The 14,003-nt window shown below is 60.8% G+C and carries 13 protein-coding genes; 6 read left to right on the top strand and 7 right to left on the bottom strand.

What is annotated here, in order from left to right; translation table 11 throughout:
- Window positions 1-664 precede the first annotated feature (664 nt).
- The 5 genes from IF189_RS24080 to dksA all read right to left on the bottom strand — a co-directional run bounded on the left by IF189_RS24080 (window position 665) and on the right by dksA (window position 6,739).
- Window positions 665-2,101, bottom strand: a complete 1,437-nt coding sequence (locus IF189_RS24080) for a sigma-54-dependent transcriptional regulator (RefSeq protein WP_192552371.1) — start codon at window positions 2,099-2,101, stop codon at window positions 665-667.
- A gap of 22 nt (window positions 2,102-2,123) precedes the next feature.
- Complete coding sequence (locus IF189_RS24075; RefSeq protein ID WP_167748781.1) at window positions 2,124-5,078, bottom strand: sensor histidine kinase; 2,955 nt, start codon at window positions 5,076-5,078, stop codon at window positions 2,124-2,126.
- Window positions 5,062-5,238, bottom strand: a complete 177-nt coding sequence (locus tag IF189_RS24070; protein WP_003176118.1) for a hypothetical protein — start codon at window positions 5,236-5,238, stop codon at window positions 5,062-5,064. Before IF189_RS24070 ends, IF189_RS24075 begins: the two co-directional genes overlap by 17 nt.
- Window positions 5,239-5,315: 77 nt before the next feature.
- The gene (gluQRS, locus tag IF189_RS24065; protein ID WP_134828133.1) at window positions 5,316-6,212 is read right to left on the bottom strand and encodes a tRNA glutamyl-Q(34) synthetase GluQRS; all 897 of its coding nucleotides are present in this window, start codon (window positions 6,210-6,212) and stop codon (window positions 5,316-5,318) included.
- An 83-nt stretch (window positions 6,213-6,295) separates the two neighbouring features.
- Window positions 6,296-6,739 carry an RNA polymerase-binding protein DksA gene (gene dksA, locus IF189_RS24060; protein ID WP_085712147.1) on the bottom strand — a complete coding sequence of 148 codons (444 nt, stop codon included), beginning with the start codon at window positions 6,737-6,739 and terminating at the stop codon, window positions 6,296-6,298.
- Window positions 6,740-7,072: 333 nt separating this feature from the next.
- Here dksA and IF189_RS24055 point away from each other — a divergent pair, with 333 nt between their 5' ends.
- Both IF189_RS24055 and sfsA read left to right on the top strand, forming a co-directional pair.
- A complete protein-coding gene (locus IF189_RS24055) occupies window positions 7,073-8,245 on the top strand; it encodes a pyridoxal phosphate-dependent aminotransferase (protein WP_192552370.1) in 1,173 nt (390 codons plus the stop codon).
- Window positions 8,245-8,958, top strand: a complete 714-nt coding sequence (gene sfsA / locus IF189_RS24050; protein WP_192552369.1) for a DNA/RNA nuclease SfsA — start codon at window positions 8,245-8,247, stop codon at window positions 8,956-8,958. The genes IF189_RS24055 and sfsA overlap by 1 nt, the downstream gene beginning before the upstream one ends.
- On the opposite strand, the gene IF189_RS24045 is transcribed toward sfsA, so the two are convergent.
- Complete coding sequence (locus IF189_RS24045; RefSeq protein WP_192552368.1) at window positions 8,955-9,272, bottom strand: Rieske (2Fe-2S) protein; 318 nt, start codon at window positions 9,270-9,272, stop codon at window positions 8,955-8,957. The genes sfsA and IF189_RS24045 overlap by 4 nt on opposite strands.
- Before the next feature lie 163 nt (window positions 9,273-9,435).
- Here IF189_RS24045 and IF189_RS24040 point away from each other — a divergent pair, with 163 nt between their 5' ends.
- From IF189_RS24040 to IF189_RS24025, 4 genes are read left to right on the top strand one after another with little or no spacing between them, the layout of a single operon-like run.
- Window positions 9,436-10,308, top strand: coding sequence for a heme/hemin ABC transporter substrate-binding protein (locus tag IF189_RS24040; protein WP_192552367.1), 873 nt, complete (start codon window positions 9,436-9,438; stop codon window positions 10,306-10,308).
- Window positions 10,309-10,358: 50 nt separating this feature from the next.
- The gene (locus tag IF189_RS24035) at window positions 10,359-11,342 is read left to right on the top strand and encodes a FecCD family ABC transporter permease (RefSeq protein ID WP_192553605.1); all 984 of its coding nucleotides are present in this window, start codon (window positions 10,359-10,361) and stop codon (window positions 11,340-11,342) included.
- Window positions 11,342-12,109 carry a heme ABC transporter ATP-binding protein gene (locus IF189_RS24030; RefSeq protein ID WP_134828128.1) on the top strand — a complete coding sequence of 256 codons (768 nt, stop codon included), beginning with the start codon at window positions 11,342-11,344 and terminating at the stop codon, window positions 12,107-12,109. The genes IF189_RS24035 and IF189_RS24030 overlap by 1 nt, the downstream gene beginning before the upstream one ends.
- Window positions 12,110-12,130: 21 nt before the next feature.
- The gene (locus IF189_RS24025) at window positions 12,131-12,979 is read left to right on the top strand and encodes a ChaN family lipoprotein (protein ID WP_192552366.1); all 849 of its coding nucleotides are present in this window, start codon (window positions 12,131-12,133) and stop codon (window positions 12,977-12,979) included.
- 227 nt (window positions 12,980-13,206) lie between these two features.
- Here the strand turns inward: IF189_RS24025 and IF189_RS24020 are convergent, their stop codons facing one another.
- Window positions 13,207-13,998, bottom strand: a complete 792-nt coding sequence (locus tag IF189_RS24020) for a Crp/Fnr family transcriptional regulator (RefSeq protein ID WP_192552365.1) — start codon at window positions 13,996-13,998, stop codon at window positions 13,207-13,209.
- Window positions 13,999-14,003 lie beyond the last annotated feature (5 nt).

Raw genomic sequence — 14,003 nt, 5'->3', positions numbered from 1 at the left:
TTTAGTCGAGGGATGGTGTAGGACGCTGCCGATTTGCGCTGCAGGCCTCAGGCTAGAGGGGTGAAGATGCGTCAGGAGGGGAGATTTTCCCGGGAGGGAGAAACTACAAGGGGAGCCGAAGCTCCCCAAGAAGTAGTTGCGTGCTCTTTTTATTATTGATTCGGGCTTCTTGTTTTTGTTGAGTGCCCTCGCCATGAAGTTTTTCCTTCATGACCCTCCCAATCGGGAGCCAAGAGCAAACGGATTGCTTTGGTCGCTGAATTGCAGTGATCTCTCGATCCAACCAGTACAGGCTCTGTCTTAGGACAGTTTTTGTTGTTCTCGGCCTGGTCGTGGGGCAAGCCCCAAATACAACGCCTCTCCAAAAGAATCAGTTAGCTGCGCCTCTCGCCGTCTTGTTTTTATTGTGCGTGAGTCGATTCGTCTTATTTTTATTGTCTTGTGCATTGCTTGTTATTGTTCTTGTACCAAACATATAGCAGGGGGCGTGCCAACTTTTGCGAACCCCAATAAAACAAGGGGTTAGGTCGATATAACCGTTTTCGCGGGGCGAAAAAAAGCCGGGGTTTCGTTACCGATAACCCCGGCTTCTGTTACGTGAAAAGACTGAGGTAACAGTTTTTTCACACATTCAACGGTTACCCGCACACTCGACAGGTAACGTTCAGCTCTCGCTGGCGACCCCGGTCTTGCGCCGTGGAATGCCCAGACGCTGACGGCGCTCCCACAGGCATTTGCGGCTGACGCCCAGTTTGCGCGCCAGTTCGGTCTCGGTCATGTGGTCCTGATGCTCGAGCACGAAATGCTGGAAGTAGTCTTCCAGCGACAGGTCTTCGGTCGGCTCATGGCTGCTGTTGCTGGCGTTACCGGCCGGTTGCGCCGGCAGACCGATGAACTCGTCGTCCTCCAGATCCCCCAGCTCGATGTCGATGCCCAGCAGGTCGGCGGAAATTTCCGGGCTTTCACTCAGGATGACGGCGCGCTCGACGGCGTTTTCCAGTTCCCGCACGTTACCCGGCCAGGAATAGTGCCGGATCGCCTGTTCGGCATCGGCGGCAAATTTCAGGTCGGTGCGGTTGATGCGTGCGCTCTGACGAGCGAGGAACGCGTTGGCGATTTCGTTGACGTCGGCGCCACGCTCGCGCAGGGCCGGCAGTTTCAACGCGATCACATGGAGGCGGTAATACAAGTCTTCGCGGAACTGGCCAATTTTCGCCAGGCTCTTGAGGTCACGGTGGGTTGCGGCGATCAGTCGGACATCGACTTTCTGCGACTGCACCGAGCCGACCCGGCGAATCTCGCCTTCCTGCAAGACGCGCAACAGGCGAGCCTGGGCTTCCAGAGGCAGTTCGCCGATCTCGTCGAGGAACAGCGTGCCGCCGTCCGCCGCTTCCACCAGACCGGCACGACCGGCGCTGGCACCGGTGAATGCACCTTTCTCGTGACCGAACAGCTCGGACTCGATCAGGCTTTCCGGAATGGCAGCGCAGTTGACCGAAATCATCGGTGCCTTGGCGCGTTTCGACAGATTGTGCAGGGCGCGGGCCACCAGCTCTTTACCGGTTCCGGACTCGCCCTGGATCAGGACATTGGAATCGGTCGGGGCGACTTTGCGGATCTTGCCGTAAAGGTCCTGCATCGGAGGGCAGGAGCCGATGATTCCGATTTCGCCGTTGCTGTTGTCTGCGGCGGATTTACCATTGCTGTTGGCAGTTTTGCCGGCAACGACTTCGCCGGCAGCCGGCGCCGACTGGCGATCACGCAGGATCCGGGCGACGGCCTGAAGCATCTCGTCATGGTCGAAAGGCTTGGCGATGTAATCCACCGCGCCCATCTTCATCGAGTCGACCGCCGAACGCAGGCTGGCGTAGCTGGTCATGATCAGCACCGGCGTGCCCTGGCCGAGCTTGATCAGCTCGGTGCCCGGAGCACCCGGCAGACGCAGGTCGCTGACGATCAGATCGAATGTGGGAATACTGAAGCGTTCTTGTGCTTCCTGCACTGAACCGGCTTCGCTGACCTGGTACTGGTTGCGTTCCAGCAGGCGGCGCAAGGCGGAGCGGATAATGGTTTCGTCTTCGACGATCAAAATGTGCGGCATTGATTCGATACTCTCGACGGTCTCAGTTCACAGCGGACGTCGCTTCGACATGACGCGGCAATGTCACCCGGATACGGGTGCCGCGCTGGCTCTGAACATCAGCCGGGCTGTCGATGGTGATTTGTCCATAATGCTCTTCAACGATGGAATAGACCAGTGCAAGGCCCAGACCGGTGCCTTCGCCAGGATCCTTGGTGGTAAAGAAAGGTTCGAACAAGCGGTCCATGATGCTCGACGGAATGCCGCTGCCTTCGTCCTCCACGATCAGATCGACCGTGTGTTCGCCGGCTTCGCTCTTGACCCGCACCGCACTGCCGGCAGGCGAAGCGTCACGGGCGTTGGAGAGCAGATTGATCAGCACCTGGGCGAGCCGCTGCGGGTCGCCTTCGACCCAGTGGTCGGGGTCGCACAGGTTGTAGAACTGGACTTCGAAATTGCGCCGGTTCAGGGCCAGCAGACCAATGGCATCCTGAGCCACCTCCGCCAGACAGACGGGCTCGTCACTGTGCTGATGGCTGCCGGCGTGGGCAAAACTCATCAGCGACTGCACGATGCGTGAAACGCGTTTGGTCTGCTCGAGGATCTGTCCGCTGATTTCCGTCAGTTCGCCGTCTTCTTCGCGTTCTTCCCGAAGGTTTTGCGCAAGACAGGCAATGCCGGTGATCGGGTTGCCGATTTCATGGGCCACGCCGGCCGCGAGACGACCGATGCTGGCCAGCCGTTCGGAGTGCACCAGTTTGTCTTCGAGCATCTGGGTTTCGGTCAGGTCTTCCACCAGCAGCACGAGGCCGCTGTTGCCCGGCGCCAGTGGCTCGTCGATGGCCGCTTTGTGCAGGTTCAGCCAGCGGGTCTGGCCGTCGAGGGCCAGGTGCTGTTTGTGCAAATGTTCGTCGGGCAGGTTGATGAAGCCTTGCAGCAATTCTTTCCACGGATTGGCGATGGTGCTCAAGCGTGATCCGACCACCCGTTGCGCGGCAATCCCGGTCAGCTCTTCCATGGCCTTGTTCCACATCAGGATCTCCTGATCCTTGGCCAGCGAGCAGACGCCCATCGGTAGTTCCTGCAGGGTCTGGCGGTGGTAGCGGCGCAGGGCGTCGAGTTCGGCAGCCAGACCGGTGAGGCGCGAGTGATAGTCCTCGAGACGGCTTTCGATGAAGTGGATGTCTTCGGTGACGTAGTTTTCGCCGCCGGCCTTGTAGGGCAGGAAGGTTTCCACCATGTCCTGGGCCACGCTCGGGCCCATCAGGCCGGAGAGGTTGGCTTCGATCCGGTCGCGCAAGCGGCGCAAGGCATAAGGGCGGCGTTCGTCGAACGGCAGATAGAGGTCGCGCAGGGCCTGTTCGACTTCCTTTTGCGCCGCTTTTGCGCCCAAAGGCTTGGCCAGTTGTGTGGCGAATTCCTGCGGCGAGGCGGCGTGCAATTCCCGGCGTTGCGGGCGACGCACGTTATCCACAGCGCAGGCTTCGGCGGCGCTGGCCTCTTCCGGGCTGGCATTGGTGAACAGCGAAATCAAAGTGAACATCAAGACGTTTGCCGCCAGCGAGGCGATGGCCGCCATGTGCCAGCTTGTGTCGTCCAGCACGTAGATCATGTTCAGCAGCGGAATATAGAAACCCTGCAGATTGCCGACCAGCGGCAGCAGCATGGTCACCACCCACACCAGAATCCCCGCCAGCAGCCCGGCGATGAAACCCCGACGATTGGCGGTCGGCCAGTACAGCACCGACAACACGCCAGGCAGGAATTGCAAAGTCGCCACGAACGCGACGATGCCGAGGTTGGCCAGATCCTGCTCCGCGCCGAGCATCAGGTAGAAGCAGAAGCCGGCCATGATGATCGCGACGATCAAGGCGCGGCGGGTCCATTTCAACCAGCGGTAGATGTTGCCTTCGGCCGGTGGCTGGTAGAGCGGCAGCACCAGATGGTTCAGGGCCATGCCAGAAAGCGCCAGCGTGGTGACGATGATCAGGCCGCTGGCCGCTGACAGACCGCCGACATACGCCAGCAGCGCCAGTGCCTTGCTGTTGGCGGCAATGCCGATGCCGAGGGTGAAGTATTCCGGATTGGTGGTGGCGCCGAGTTTCAGGCCGGCCCAGAGAATCAGCGGCACGGCCAGACTCATCAGCAGCAGGAACAGCGGCAGGCCCCAGCTCGCGCTGACCAGCGAGCGCGGGTTGAGGTTCTCGGTAAAGGTCATGTGATACATGTGCGGCATCACGATCGCCGAGGCGAAAAACACCAGCAGCAACGTGCGCCACGGACCTTCCTGCAGCGGCGTGTGCAGGGCGGCGAGGGCGGTCTGGTTCTGCAGCAGCCACAGTTCAAGTTGTTGCGGGCCGTCGAATACACCGTACAAGGCATAGAGGCCGACGCCGCCGAGAGCGGCCAGTTTGATCACCGATTCGAAGGCAATCGCGAACACCAGACCTTCATGCTTTTCACGGGTAGCGATATGGCGCGAGCCGAAGAAGATCGTGAACAGGATGATCAGTGCACAGAACGCCAGGGCCACGCGATTCTGCACCGGTTCGCCGGTGAGGATGCCGATGGAATCGGCCACGGCCTGAATCTGCAGGGCCAGCAACGGCAGTACGCCGATCAGCATGAAAATGGTGGTCAGCGCACCGGCCCAGGTGCTGCGGAAGCGGAAGGCGAACAGGTCTGCCAGCGACGACAGTTGATAGGTGCGGGTGATCTTCAGGATCGGATACAGCAGCACCGGCGCCAGCAGGAACGCACCGGACACCCCGAGATAACTGGACAGAAAACCGTAGCCGTACTGATAGGCCAGACCAACCGTGCCGTAGAACGCCCACGCACTGGCGTAGACCCCCAGCGACAGGGTGTAGGTCAGCGGATGGCGAATGATCGCCCGCGGGATCATGCCCCGTTCACTGATCCACGCCACCCCGAACAGCGCGGCCAGGTAGGCGGCGCTGATCAGCAGCATCTGGGTCAGGCTAAAGCTCATCGGCATCTTTTTGGCTCTGCAGGATGAAGGTCACGACAATCAGGATCAGCCAGAGCAGATAAGGGCGATACCAGGCGCCCGTGGCGTCGATCCACCAATCCATGATGGCGGGAGAAAACAGGTAGATCCCCACGACCAGAAGCAGGACCAAGCGATAGATGTACATCCCGGCCTCTCTTTTTTATGCGCGTGCCCGAAAACGTGCGGCGATGGTAACGGATGGGCGCGCCACTGCAAGTGTCGTCACAGCAGTTGCGCTTCGGGAAGTGTCAGTGTGCGCGGGATCTTCGTTGCGTCCCAGTGGGCGCTGCCCCATTTCAGCAGCTCCTGCGGCGAGGCGTGGGCCAGCTCAGCTCCCGGCTCTTGCCCCAGCGCACGCAAGGCTCTCAGCAACAATGGCGTGGCCTGATCGGCTTCCAGCGGCGGCGAGCGGTAGGACTTGCCGAGCTTGTTGCCGTCGGGCTGGGTAATCAGCGGCAGATGCAGATAACGCGGCTGGCGCAGGCCCAGCAGTTCTTGCAGATAGAGCTGGCGTGGCGTCGAGTCGAGCAGATCGGCGCCGCGCACGATGTCGGTGATGCCCTGCCACGCATCGTCCAGCACCACCGCCAGTTGATAGGCGTAGAGGCCATCGCGGCGGCGGATCACGAAATCACCTACGTCGCGGCCCAGGTGCTGACGGTATTCGCCCTGCACCCGGTCGATGAAGTGATATTCCAGCTCCGGCACGCGCAGGCGGATCGCGGCGTCTTCCTGGCCATGGCCGGCATTGCGGCACAGTCCCGGATAAATGCCGTGATAGGGCTCCAGTTGTTTGCGCGAGCAGGTGCAGGCGTACGCCAGGCCGTGATTGAACAGGCTGTCGAGCACTTGCGCGTAGGCTTCATGCCGGTCGCTCTGGCGGACCATTTCGCCGTCCCATTCGAAACCGTAGCTTTCCAGGGCCTTGAGAATCGCTGCCTGCGCCCCCGGCTCTTCCCGGGGCGGATCGAGATCTTCCATGCGCACCAGCCAGCGGCCGTTCACCGAGCGTGCATCCAGATAAGAAGCGAGCGCCGCTACCAGTGAGCCGAAGTGCAGGTGTCCACTGGGAGTCGGGGCAAAGCGGCCGATGTAGGCGGGGGAAGTGTTGGCAGTCATGAGGGCGATGTTACTTGAAGAGTAAAAAACGGCAGAAACAAAAACGGAGCGTTCGCACGCTCCGTTTCTCGTTCAGGTCGGGATTACTTGCCGACCTGCTTTTCCTTGATTTCCGCAAGGTTCTTGCAGTCGACGCACATGTCGGCGGTCGGGCGGGCCTCGAGGCGCTTGACGCCGATCTCGATGCCGCAGGAATCACACCAGCCGTACTCTTCGTCTTCGATCAACTGCAGCGTCTTGTCGATCTTCTTGATCAGTTTGCGCTCGCGGTCGCGGGCACGCAGCTCAAGGGCGAATTCTTCTTCCTGGCTGGCACGGTCGGCCGGATCAGGGAAGTTGGCTGCTTCGTCTTTCATGTGATCAACAGTGCGGTCGACTTCCTGCATCAAGTCCAGTTTCCACTTGGTCAGGATCTTGGTGAAGTGCGCGCGCATGGGCTTGCCCATGTACTCTTCGCCTTCGGCCGGAACGTAAGGTTCGAAACCGCTGATCGCCTGTTGCTGCTGTTGCTTTGCTTGGGTGGGCATGAAATGGACCGCCTCTACTCTTGTAATCCATTGCGCAGGATTGCTCCATCACCGACACCTGCCGGCCCTGCGGCTGCAAGCGGGCGAACTTACCAGATCAATTCGGCCCGCGCTACTCCCGGATGTCGAGCCCGCGGCCGGTGGTGCCTGCAAATGTTTGCCAAGCCATGTCTGGTGGTGCTGAAGACCTGACAATCACTGATTTTAGTCAATCCTGGAGCGTACGTTTGCCTTGTTACAGTCCAGCGTTCTTGAGGCTGTGACCGCTGCGGGTTCTCGCTCGTTCCGGCAGATGGGTAGAATCGTTTCTTTTCACTCGTTGAAGGAAGGCCAATGGCTCAGCCCTACAGTGCGCGCAGTCGTGCGATCGAACCGTTCCATGTGATGGCGCTGCTGGCGCGGGCCAATGAATTGCAGGCCGCCGGTCACGACGTGATCCACCTGGAAATCGGCGAGCCGGACTTCACGACCGCCGAACCGATCATCCGCGCCGGCCAGGTTGCACTGACGGCGGGGAAAACCCGTTACACCGCCGCCCGTGGCATTCCTGAGCTGCGCGAAGCGATTTCCGGCTTCTACCAGACACGCTATGGCCTGAATATCGATCCGCGGCGGATTCTGATCACCCCGGGCGGCTCCGGGGCGCTGTTGCTGGCCAGTGCGTTGCTGGTGGACCCGGGCAAACACTGGCTGCTGGCCGACCCCGGTTATCCGTGCAACCGGCACTTTCTGCGACTGGTCGAGGGCGCGGCGCAGCTCGTTCCTGTCGGGCCGGACGTACGCTATCAACTGACGCCTGATCTGGTGGAGCGCCATTGGGATCACGACAGTGTCGGCGCACTGGTCGCTTCACCGGCCAACCCGACCGGCACGATTCTGACCCGCGATGAGCTGGCGGGGTTGTCCACAGCCATCAAGGCGCGGCACGGGCATCTGGTGGTGGACGAGATCTACCACGGCCTGACTTACGGGACCGATGCCGCCAGTGTGCTGGAAGTCGACGACAGCGCGTTTGTCCTCAACAGTTTCTCCAAATATTTCGGCATGACCGGTTGGCGTCTCGGCTGGCTGGTGGCACCGGATGCGGCGGTCAGCGAGCTGGAAAAACTCGCGCAGAACCTCTACATCAGCGCACCGAGCATGGCCCAGCATGCGGCGCTGGCCTGTTTCGAGCCGGACACCATCGCGATCCTCGAAGAGCGCCGCGCCGAATTCGGCCGTCGCCGCGATTTCCTGCTGCCAGCACTGCGGGAGCTGGGTTTCAATATCGCCGTAGAGCCGGAAGGCGCGTTCTACTTGTATGCCGATATCAGCCAGTTCGGCGGTGATGCCTTCGCGTTCTGCCGTCACTTCCTTGAAACCGAGCACGTGGCATTCACCCCGGGTCTGGATTTCGGTCGCTATCAGGCCAGTCACCATGTGCGCTTCGCCTACACGCAAAACCTCCCTCGCCTACAGGAAGCAGTGGAACGCATTGGTCGTGGCTTGAAGAGCTGGCAAGGCTGATGCGTTTTTATCCTCCTCTTGAAGAAGGCCGGCTGATCCGCCGTTACAAGCGCTTTCTTGCTGACATCGAAACCGTTGGCGGCGAGTTACTGACGATTCACTGCCCGAATACCGGCTCGATGCTCAATTGTCAGGTCGAAGGCGGGCAGGTCTGGTTCAGTCGCTCCAATGACCCCAAGCGCAAGCTGCCCGGCACCTGGGAAATCGGCGAAACCCCGCAGGGCCGGTTGTTCTGTGTGAACACCGGGCGCGCCAACACGCTGGTCGAAGAAGCTTTGCAGGCCGGTGTCATCAGCGAGTTGAACGGCTTTACCGCGCTGAAACGCGAAGTGGCCTACGGACAGGAAAAAAGCCGCATCGACTTTCGCCTCGAATACCCGACAGGGCCGGCGTATGTGGAAGTGAAAAGCGTCACGCTGGGTTTCGACGGCACGGCGGTGGCGGCCTTTCCCGATGCGGTGACCGAGCGGGGCGCCAAGCATTTGCGTGAGCTGGCGCATCTGGCGCGCGACGGGATTCGGGCGGTGCAGTTGTACTGCGTGAATCTGACCGGCATCGAGGCGGTGCGTCCTGCGGTGGAAATCGATTCGGCCTACGCCGATGCCTTGCGCGAGGCGGTGGCGTCCGGCGTCGAGGTGCTGGCTTATGGTGTGCGGTTAAACCATGAGGAAATGTTGATCGACCGTCGGCTGGACGTATTGCTCAACGGTTAAACGTCGATCCACAGTCCTTGTGCATCTTCACGGCAATCGATGACCGTCAGCGATTGCCCGGCGCAGGGGCCCGCCACGCATTCACCGTCCTCGATCAGAAACAGTGCGCCGTGTGTGGCGCACTGGATCAGGCTGTTGCTCGGGTCGAGAAACTGGTCGGGTTGCCATTCCAGCCCGACGCCCCGGTGCGGGCAGCGGTTGAGATAGACGTACGCCTTGCCGGCCCGGCGCACGGCGAACAGTTTTTGGCCGTCGATCTCGAACCCGCGGCTGGTGGCTTCGAGCAAATCGGCGCCCGTGCACAGAAACTTCATGGCTATCCTCAAGTGTCAGCTCGTGTCCGGAAATGTCCGAGCTTGACGTTTAAATGCAAACAATTATCAAATGGCTGCCTTCGTCCGCCGCGCGGTGGCCGCTGCCGAGGATACTTGGCCTGCCGCCCCGATGCCCGGGAAAATCCTATAAAGGAAGCTGTCTATGCGCCTGAGTACCCGCGTTGCCGTGCTGTGTGTCGGACTTTTGGTCAGCCACCAGGCTGCAGCGGCCCAATTGCCGCAACGCTGGGTCAGTGCCGGCAGTGCGTTGTCGGAATGGGTGAGTGCGTTGGGCGGCGAGGCGAAACTGGTGGGTGTGGACACTACCAGTCAGCATCCAGAGTCCCTCAAGTCGCTGCCGAGCATCGGTTATCAGCGCAGCCTGTCGGCGGAAGGCATTCTCAGCCTGCGCCCGGACATCCTGATCGGCACCGAAGAAATGGGCCCGCCACCGGTGATTTCGCAGGTTCGCAGTGCCAAGGTGCAGGTGGAACTGTTCTCCGCTCAGCCGGACCTGCCGACGCTGGAGAAAAACGTCACCCATCTGGGCCGGCTGCTGGGCGCCGAGACTCAGGCGACTCAACTGCTGCAAAGTTATCAACAACAACTCGACGCACAGAAGGCGCGGGTGGTGGCGGTGCAGTCGAAACAGAAAGCTCCGGGTGTGCTGTTGCTGCTCGGACATGCCGGCGGCAAACCATTGATTGCCGGCAAGGACACCGCTGCCGACTGGATGCTGCAACAGGCGGGCGGACACAACCTGGCCACTCACACCGGTTACAAGCCGTTTTCCGTGGAATCCCTGGCCGGACTTGACCCGGAAGTGCTGGTGTTCGCTGATCGCGCACTGACCGGCGAGGCGGCGAAGGCTGCACTGTTCAAGGAAAATCCGATCCTCAATTCCAGTCGTGCGGCCAAGTCCGGAAGGGTGCTGGAGCTGGACCCGACACTGCTGGTCGGCGGTCTCGGGCCACGTTTACCTACTGCGTTGAAAACCCTGTCTGACGGTTTCTACCCGACCCAGAGCAGCCAATGACCACGCTGGTCAAACCCCGTGGCTTGTTCATCGGCCTGATTCTGCTGTGTCTGTTGGCGATCTGGTTGTCGCTGGCTTTGGGGCCGGTCAGCCTGCCACTGTTCGATACCTTGCGTGCCGCACTACGCATGCTCGGCGTGCCGCTGGCGCCGGACGGGCTGGAGCAGGCTGAGCTGATTCTCGGGCAGATTCGCCTGCCGCGGACCTTGCTCGGGCTGGCCGTTGGCGGCGTGCTGGCGTTATCCGGTGTGGCGATGCAGGGCCTGTTTCGCAACCCGTTGGCCGATCCCGGGTTGGTTGGCGTATCCAGTGGCGCTGCTTTAGGCGCGGCGGTGGCGATTGTCGGTGGTTCGTTCTTCGGCGGTTTGCCGGAGTGGTTCGGTCCGTATCTGTTGTCTGTGTGTGCGTTTCTCGGCGGTCTTGGGGTGACGGCGCTGGTCTATCGGCTCGGCCGTCGCAACGGGCAGACCAATGTCGCGACCATGTTGCTGGCGGGTATCGCCCTGACTGCGCTGGCCAGTTCGGCAGTGGGGCTTTTTACCTATCTGGCGGACGACGCCACCCTGCGCACCCTGACTTTCTGGAACCTCGGCAGCCTCAACGGTGCGAGTTATGCGCGGCTGTGGCCACTGCTGATCATCAGCGCCGGCGTCGCGTTGTGGCTTCCGCGTCGGGCGAAGGCTTTGAATGCGTTGTTGCTCGGGGAATCGGAAGCCGGGCATCTGGGGATCGATGTCGAGCGGCTCAAGCGTGAGCTGGTGTTCTGTACGGCGCTGGGTGTCGGGGCCGCAGTGGCGGCAGCAGGGATGATCGGATTTGTCGGGCTGGTGGTGCCGCATCTGGTGCGTTTGCTCGCCGGGCCGGATCATCGGGTGTTGTTGCCGGCCTCGGTGCTGGCCGGGGCCAGTCTGTTGTTGCTGGCGGATCTGGTTGCGCGGCTGGCGCTGGCACCGGCGGAGTTGCCGATCGGTATCGTCACTGCATTCATCGGTGCGCCGTTCTTCCTTTATCTGTTGTTGCGAGGACGTGCCTGATGCTGCGTGCGCACAATCTGCACATCCGTCGTGGCCGCAAGACGGTACTGGCGGACGTCAGTCTGCAGTTGGAACCGGGTGAAGTGCTCGGCGTGCTCGGCCCCAACGGTGCCGGCAAGAGCACATTGCTCGGAGCGTTGTGCGGTGAACTGAGCGCCAGCGAAGGCAGTGTTCTTCTCGACGATGAAAACCTTGGCCACTGGAGCGGCACTCAGCGTGCGCAGCGGCTGGCGGTATTACCCCAGGTGTCGACGCTGGATTTCGCCTTTCGCGTCGAAGAAGTGGTCGGGATGGGGCGTTTGCCTTATCAGACCGGCAGAGTGCGCGACGACGAGATCGTTGCCGCCGCGTTGCTGGCTGCGGATGTCGGTCATCTCAGCGGGCGCAGTTATCTGGCGTTGTCCGGTGGTGAGCGTCAGCGGGTGCATCTGGCCCGCGTGCTGGCTCAGTTGTGGCCGGGGCAGGCCGGGCAGACCTTGTTGCTGGACGAGCCGACTTCGATGCTCGATCCGCTGCATCAACACACTACGCTGCAAGCCGTGCGCGAGTTTGCCGATCGCGGCGCTGCCGTGATGGTGATCCTGCATGATCTGAACCTGGCGGCGCGCTATTGTGATCGCATCTTGTTGCTTGAGGGTGGACGTCCGGTGGCGCTGGACACGCCGCAGCAGGTGTTGCGTCCTGACTCACTCAAGGCAGTATTCGGTCTGGAGGTGTTGGTGCAGTCGCACCCGGAGCGTGGGCATCCGCTGATCATCGCCCGCTGATTTCGTCATCGAGGTGAAAGCATGCGTGGGATTTTGCTGTTTGCGGTGTTGTTGCTCGGCGGTTGCCAGCATGTCGCTCCGCCACCGGTCACTGGCGATATTCGCGACCTGCGAAGCGGAGCACTGATTACTCCACAAGAATTGTTGACGCGTCTGGCCGAGCCGGCGCGGGTGATCGTCGGTGAGCAGCACGACAATGCCGATCACCATGCCGTGCAATTGTGGCTGCTGCAGAGTCTGGGCGAAAAGCGCCCACAGGGTAGCCTCTTGCTGGAAATGCTGACCCCCTATCAACAATCGCGGGTTGATGGTGTGCGGCGTGCGCCAAAGCCTCCCGCTGATCTTCCGGTCGAGCTGGCGTGGCAGGACGGTTGGGACTGGAATCTCTACGGGCCGATTGTCCGGTTTGCCTTCACGCAACCGTATCCGCTGCTGGCGGCGAATCTCGATAACAGTGAAATTCGTGCGTTCTATCGCCAGCCTCCGGTTCTGCAAGGGGAACGCAGTAACGCCCAGTCGGTGAAAAACGAATTGGCCGGGCAGATCAGCGATTCTCACTGTGGCTTGCTGCCCCAATCGCAAATGCCGGCGATGCTGGCGGTGCAGCAGCAACGGGATCGGCGTATGGCGACAAGATTGTTGGCGGCGCCTGCGCCGGCGTTGTTGTTCGCTGGTGCGTTCCATGCGCGCAAGGATGTGGGTGTGCCGCTGCATTTGCTGGATCTGGGCGCGCCCGAAGCACCGGTGGTATTGATGCTGGCGGAGCAGGGCAGCGAGGTCACGGCGGCCATGGCCGATTATGTCTGGTTCACACCGGCTACCCCGAAACCGGATTATTGTGCCGAGATGCGCAAACAGTTCGGCCAATGACTTTCCTGCGGGCAAAAAAAAGACCCGGAAAAACCGGGTCAAATAACCGTGATTAGCCTGATGAGGAGATAATCTGAGAGTCCGAACCAAGGGCTTTTCAGAATATCGACTGATCTCGCGACCAGTTGTGATAATCATAGCGATTCTCATTAACAAGTCAACGAGTGTTTTTCCATTTCTTCGGTTTTGTTTGGGGAATGGCTGAAAAGCCCTGAAAACACAGGGCTTCAGCTTGGAGGGACAATTGCCGTGAGCTGCTTGTTGAGCTGGTCGATACGCCGCGCCATGCTTTCGATCAGGCTGTGGGCGATTTTCGGATTGCAGCGGGTCATGCTCAGAAACTGATCGCCGGGAATCAGCATCACGGTGCTCGGTTCGCAGGTCACGACGGTTGCGTTGCGGGGTTCACCGGTGAATATCGCCATGGCGCCGAAAATCTCGTCCCTGGGCACTTCGCCAACCTTGTGCCCGTTGACGAACGCTTGTGCGTGACCCTCGATGATCACGAACACGTGATCGGAGGGATCGCCTTCGCGGATCAACACTTCTCCGGCCTCGACCCGTTTAAAGCCATTGGTGCTGCGAAACTCCCGTGGCTTCAGCTCGCCAATCGCATGGGCCAACAGCGCCATCTGGCCCAACAGATAGTGCAGAAACTGCTCTGAGCGCGCGGGTTCTGAATACACATGCTGGAACAAATCGCGTCGACGGAAGGGCAGTAAGCTCAATGGGCCGTCGGAGCAAAGCATGCAATTCGCCCAGTCAGGACCTTGCTGCAGGCCAACCAGATCACCTTCTTGCCAATAGAACAGCGCTCGGCCTCCGAAGCGGCCATTGATGACGCCGTCCATCAGTAGAAACAGTTGATCACCCGGCAACCGTGCCATCAGATCATCCGTGGCTCCCAGCTCCAGCACGGGCCCACACGGTGCAAGGTCCCGCAGAAATTGACCGGGCAGGTTCTGCAAACGGTTGATCATTGATTCGGCCGGCGCCGATTGTTCCCCGAGCAGATACATGAAGG

The sequence above is a fragment of the Pseudomonas sp. IzPS59 genome, from assembly GCF_014863505.1.
Lineage (GTDB): Bacteria > Pseudomonadota > Gammaproteobacteria > Pseudomonadales > Pseudomonadaceae > Aquipseudomonas > Aquipseudomonas kribbensis.
The sequence above is the reverse complement of the archived record's forward strand: the minus strand, read 5'-3'. Positions and strand labels throughout refer to the sequence as shown.

Coding starts and splice junctions, on each gene's coding strand:
- IF189_RS24080 (WP_192552371.1), bottom strand. CDS start 2,101: ATGCCGCACATTTTGATCGTCGAAGACGAAACCATTATCCGCTCCGCC.
- IF189_RS24075 (WP_167748781.1), bottom strand. CDS start 5,078: ATGCCGATGAGCTTTAGCCTGACCCAGATGCTGCTGATCAGCGCCGCC.
- IF189_RS24070 (WP_003176118.1), bottom strand. CDS start 5,238: ATGTACATCTATCGCTTGGTCCTGCTTCTGGTCGTGGGGATCTACCTG.
- gluQRS (WP_134828133.1), bottom strand. CDS start 6,212: ATGACTGCCAACACTTCCCCCGCCTACATCGGCCGCTTTGCCCCGACT.
- dksA (WP_085712147.1), bottom strand. CDS start 6,739: ATGCCCACCCAAGCAAAGCAACAGCAGCAACAGGCGATCAGCGGTTTC.
- IF189_RS24055 (WP_192552370.1), top strand. CDS start 7,073: ATGGCTCAGCCCTACAGTGCGCGCAGTCGTGCGATCGAACCGTTCCAT.
- sfsA (WP_192552369.1), top strand. CDS start 8,245: ATGCGTTTTTATCCTCCTCTTGAAGAAGGCCGGCTGATCCGCCGTTAC.
- IF189_RS24045 (WP_192552368.1), bottom strand. CDS start 9,272: ATGAAGTTTCTGTGCACGGGCGCCGATTTGCTCGAAGCCACCAGCCGC.
- IF189_RS24040 (WP_192552367.1), top strand. CDS start 9,436: ATGCGCCTGAGTACCCGCGTTGCCGTGCTGTGTGTCGGACTTTTGGTC.
- IF189_RS24030 (WP_134828128.1), top strand. CDS start 11,342: ATGCTGCGTGCGCACAATCTGCACATCCGTCGTGGCCGCAAGACGGTA.
- IF189_RS24025 (WP_192552366.1), top strand. CDS start 12,131: ATGCGTGGGATTTTGCTGTTTGCGGTGTTGTTGCTCGGCGGTTGCCAG.
- IF189_RS24020 (WP_192552365.1), bottom strand. CDS start 13,998: ATGTATCTGCTCGGGGAACAATCGGCGCCGGCCGAATCAATGATCAAC.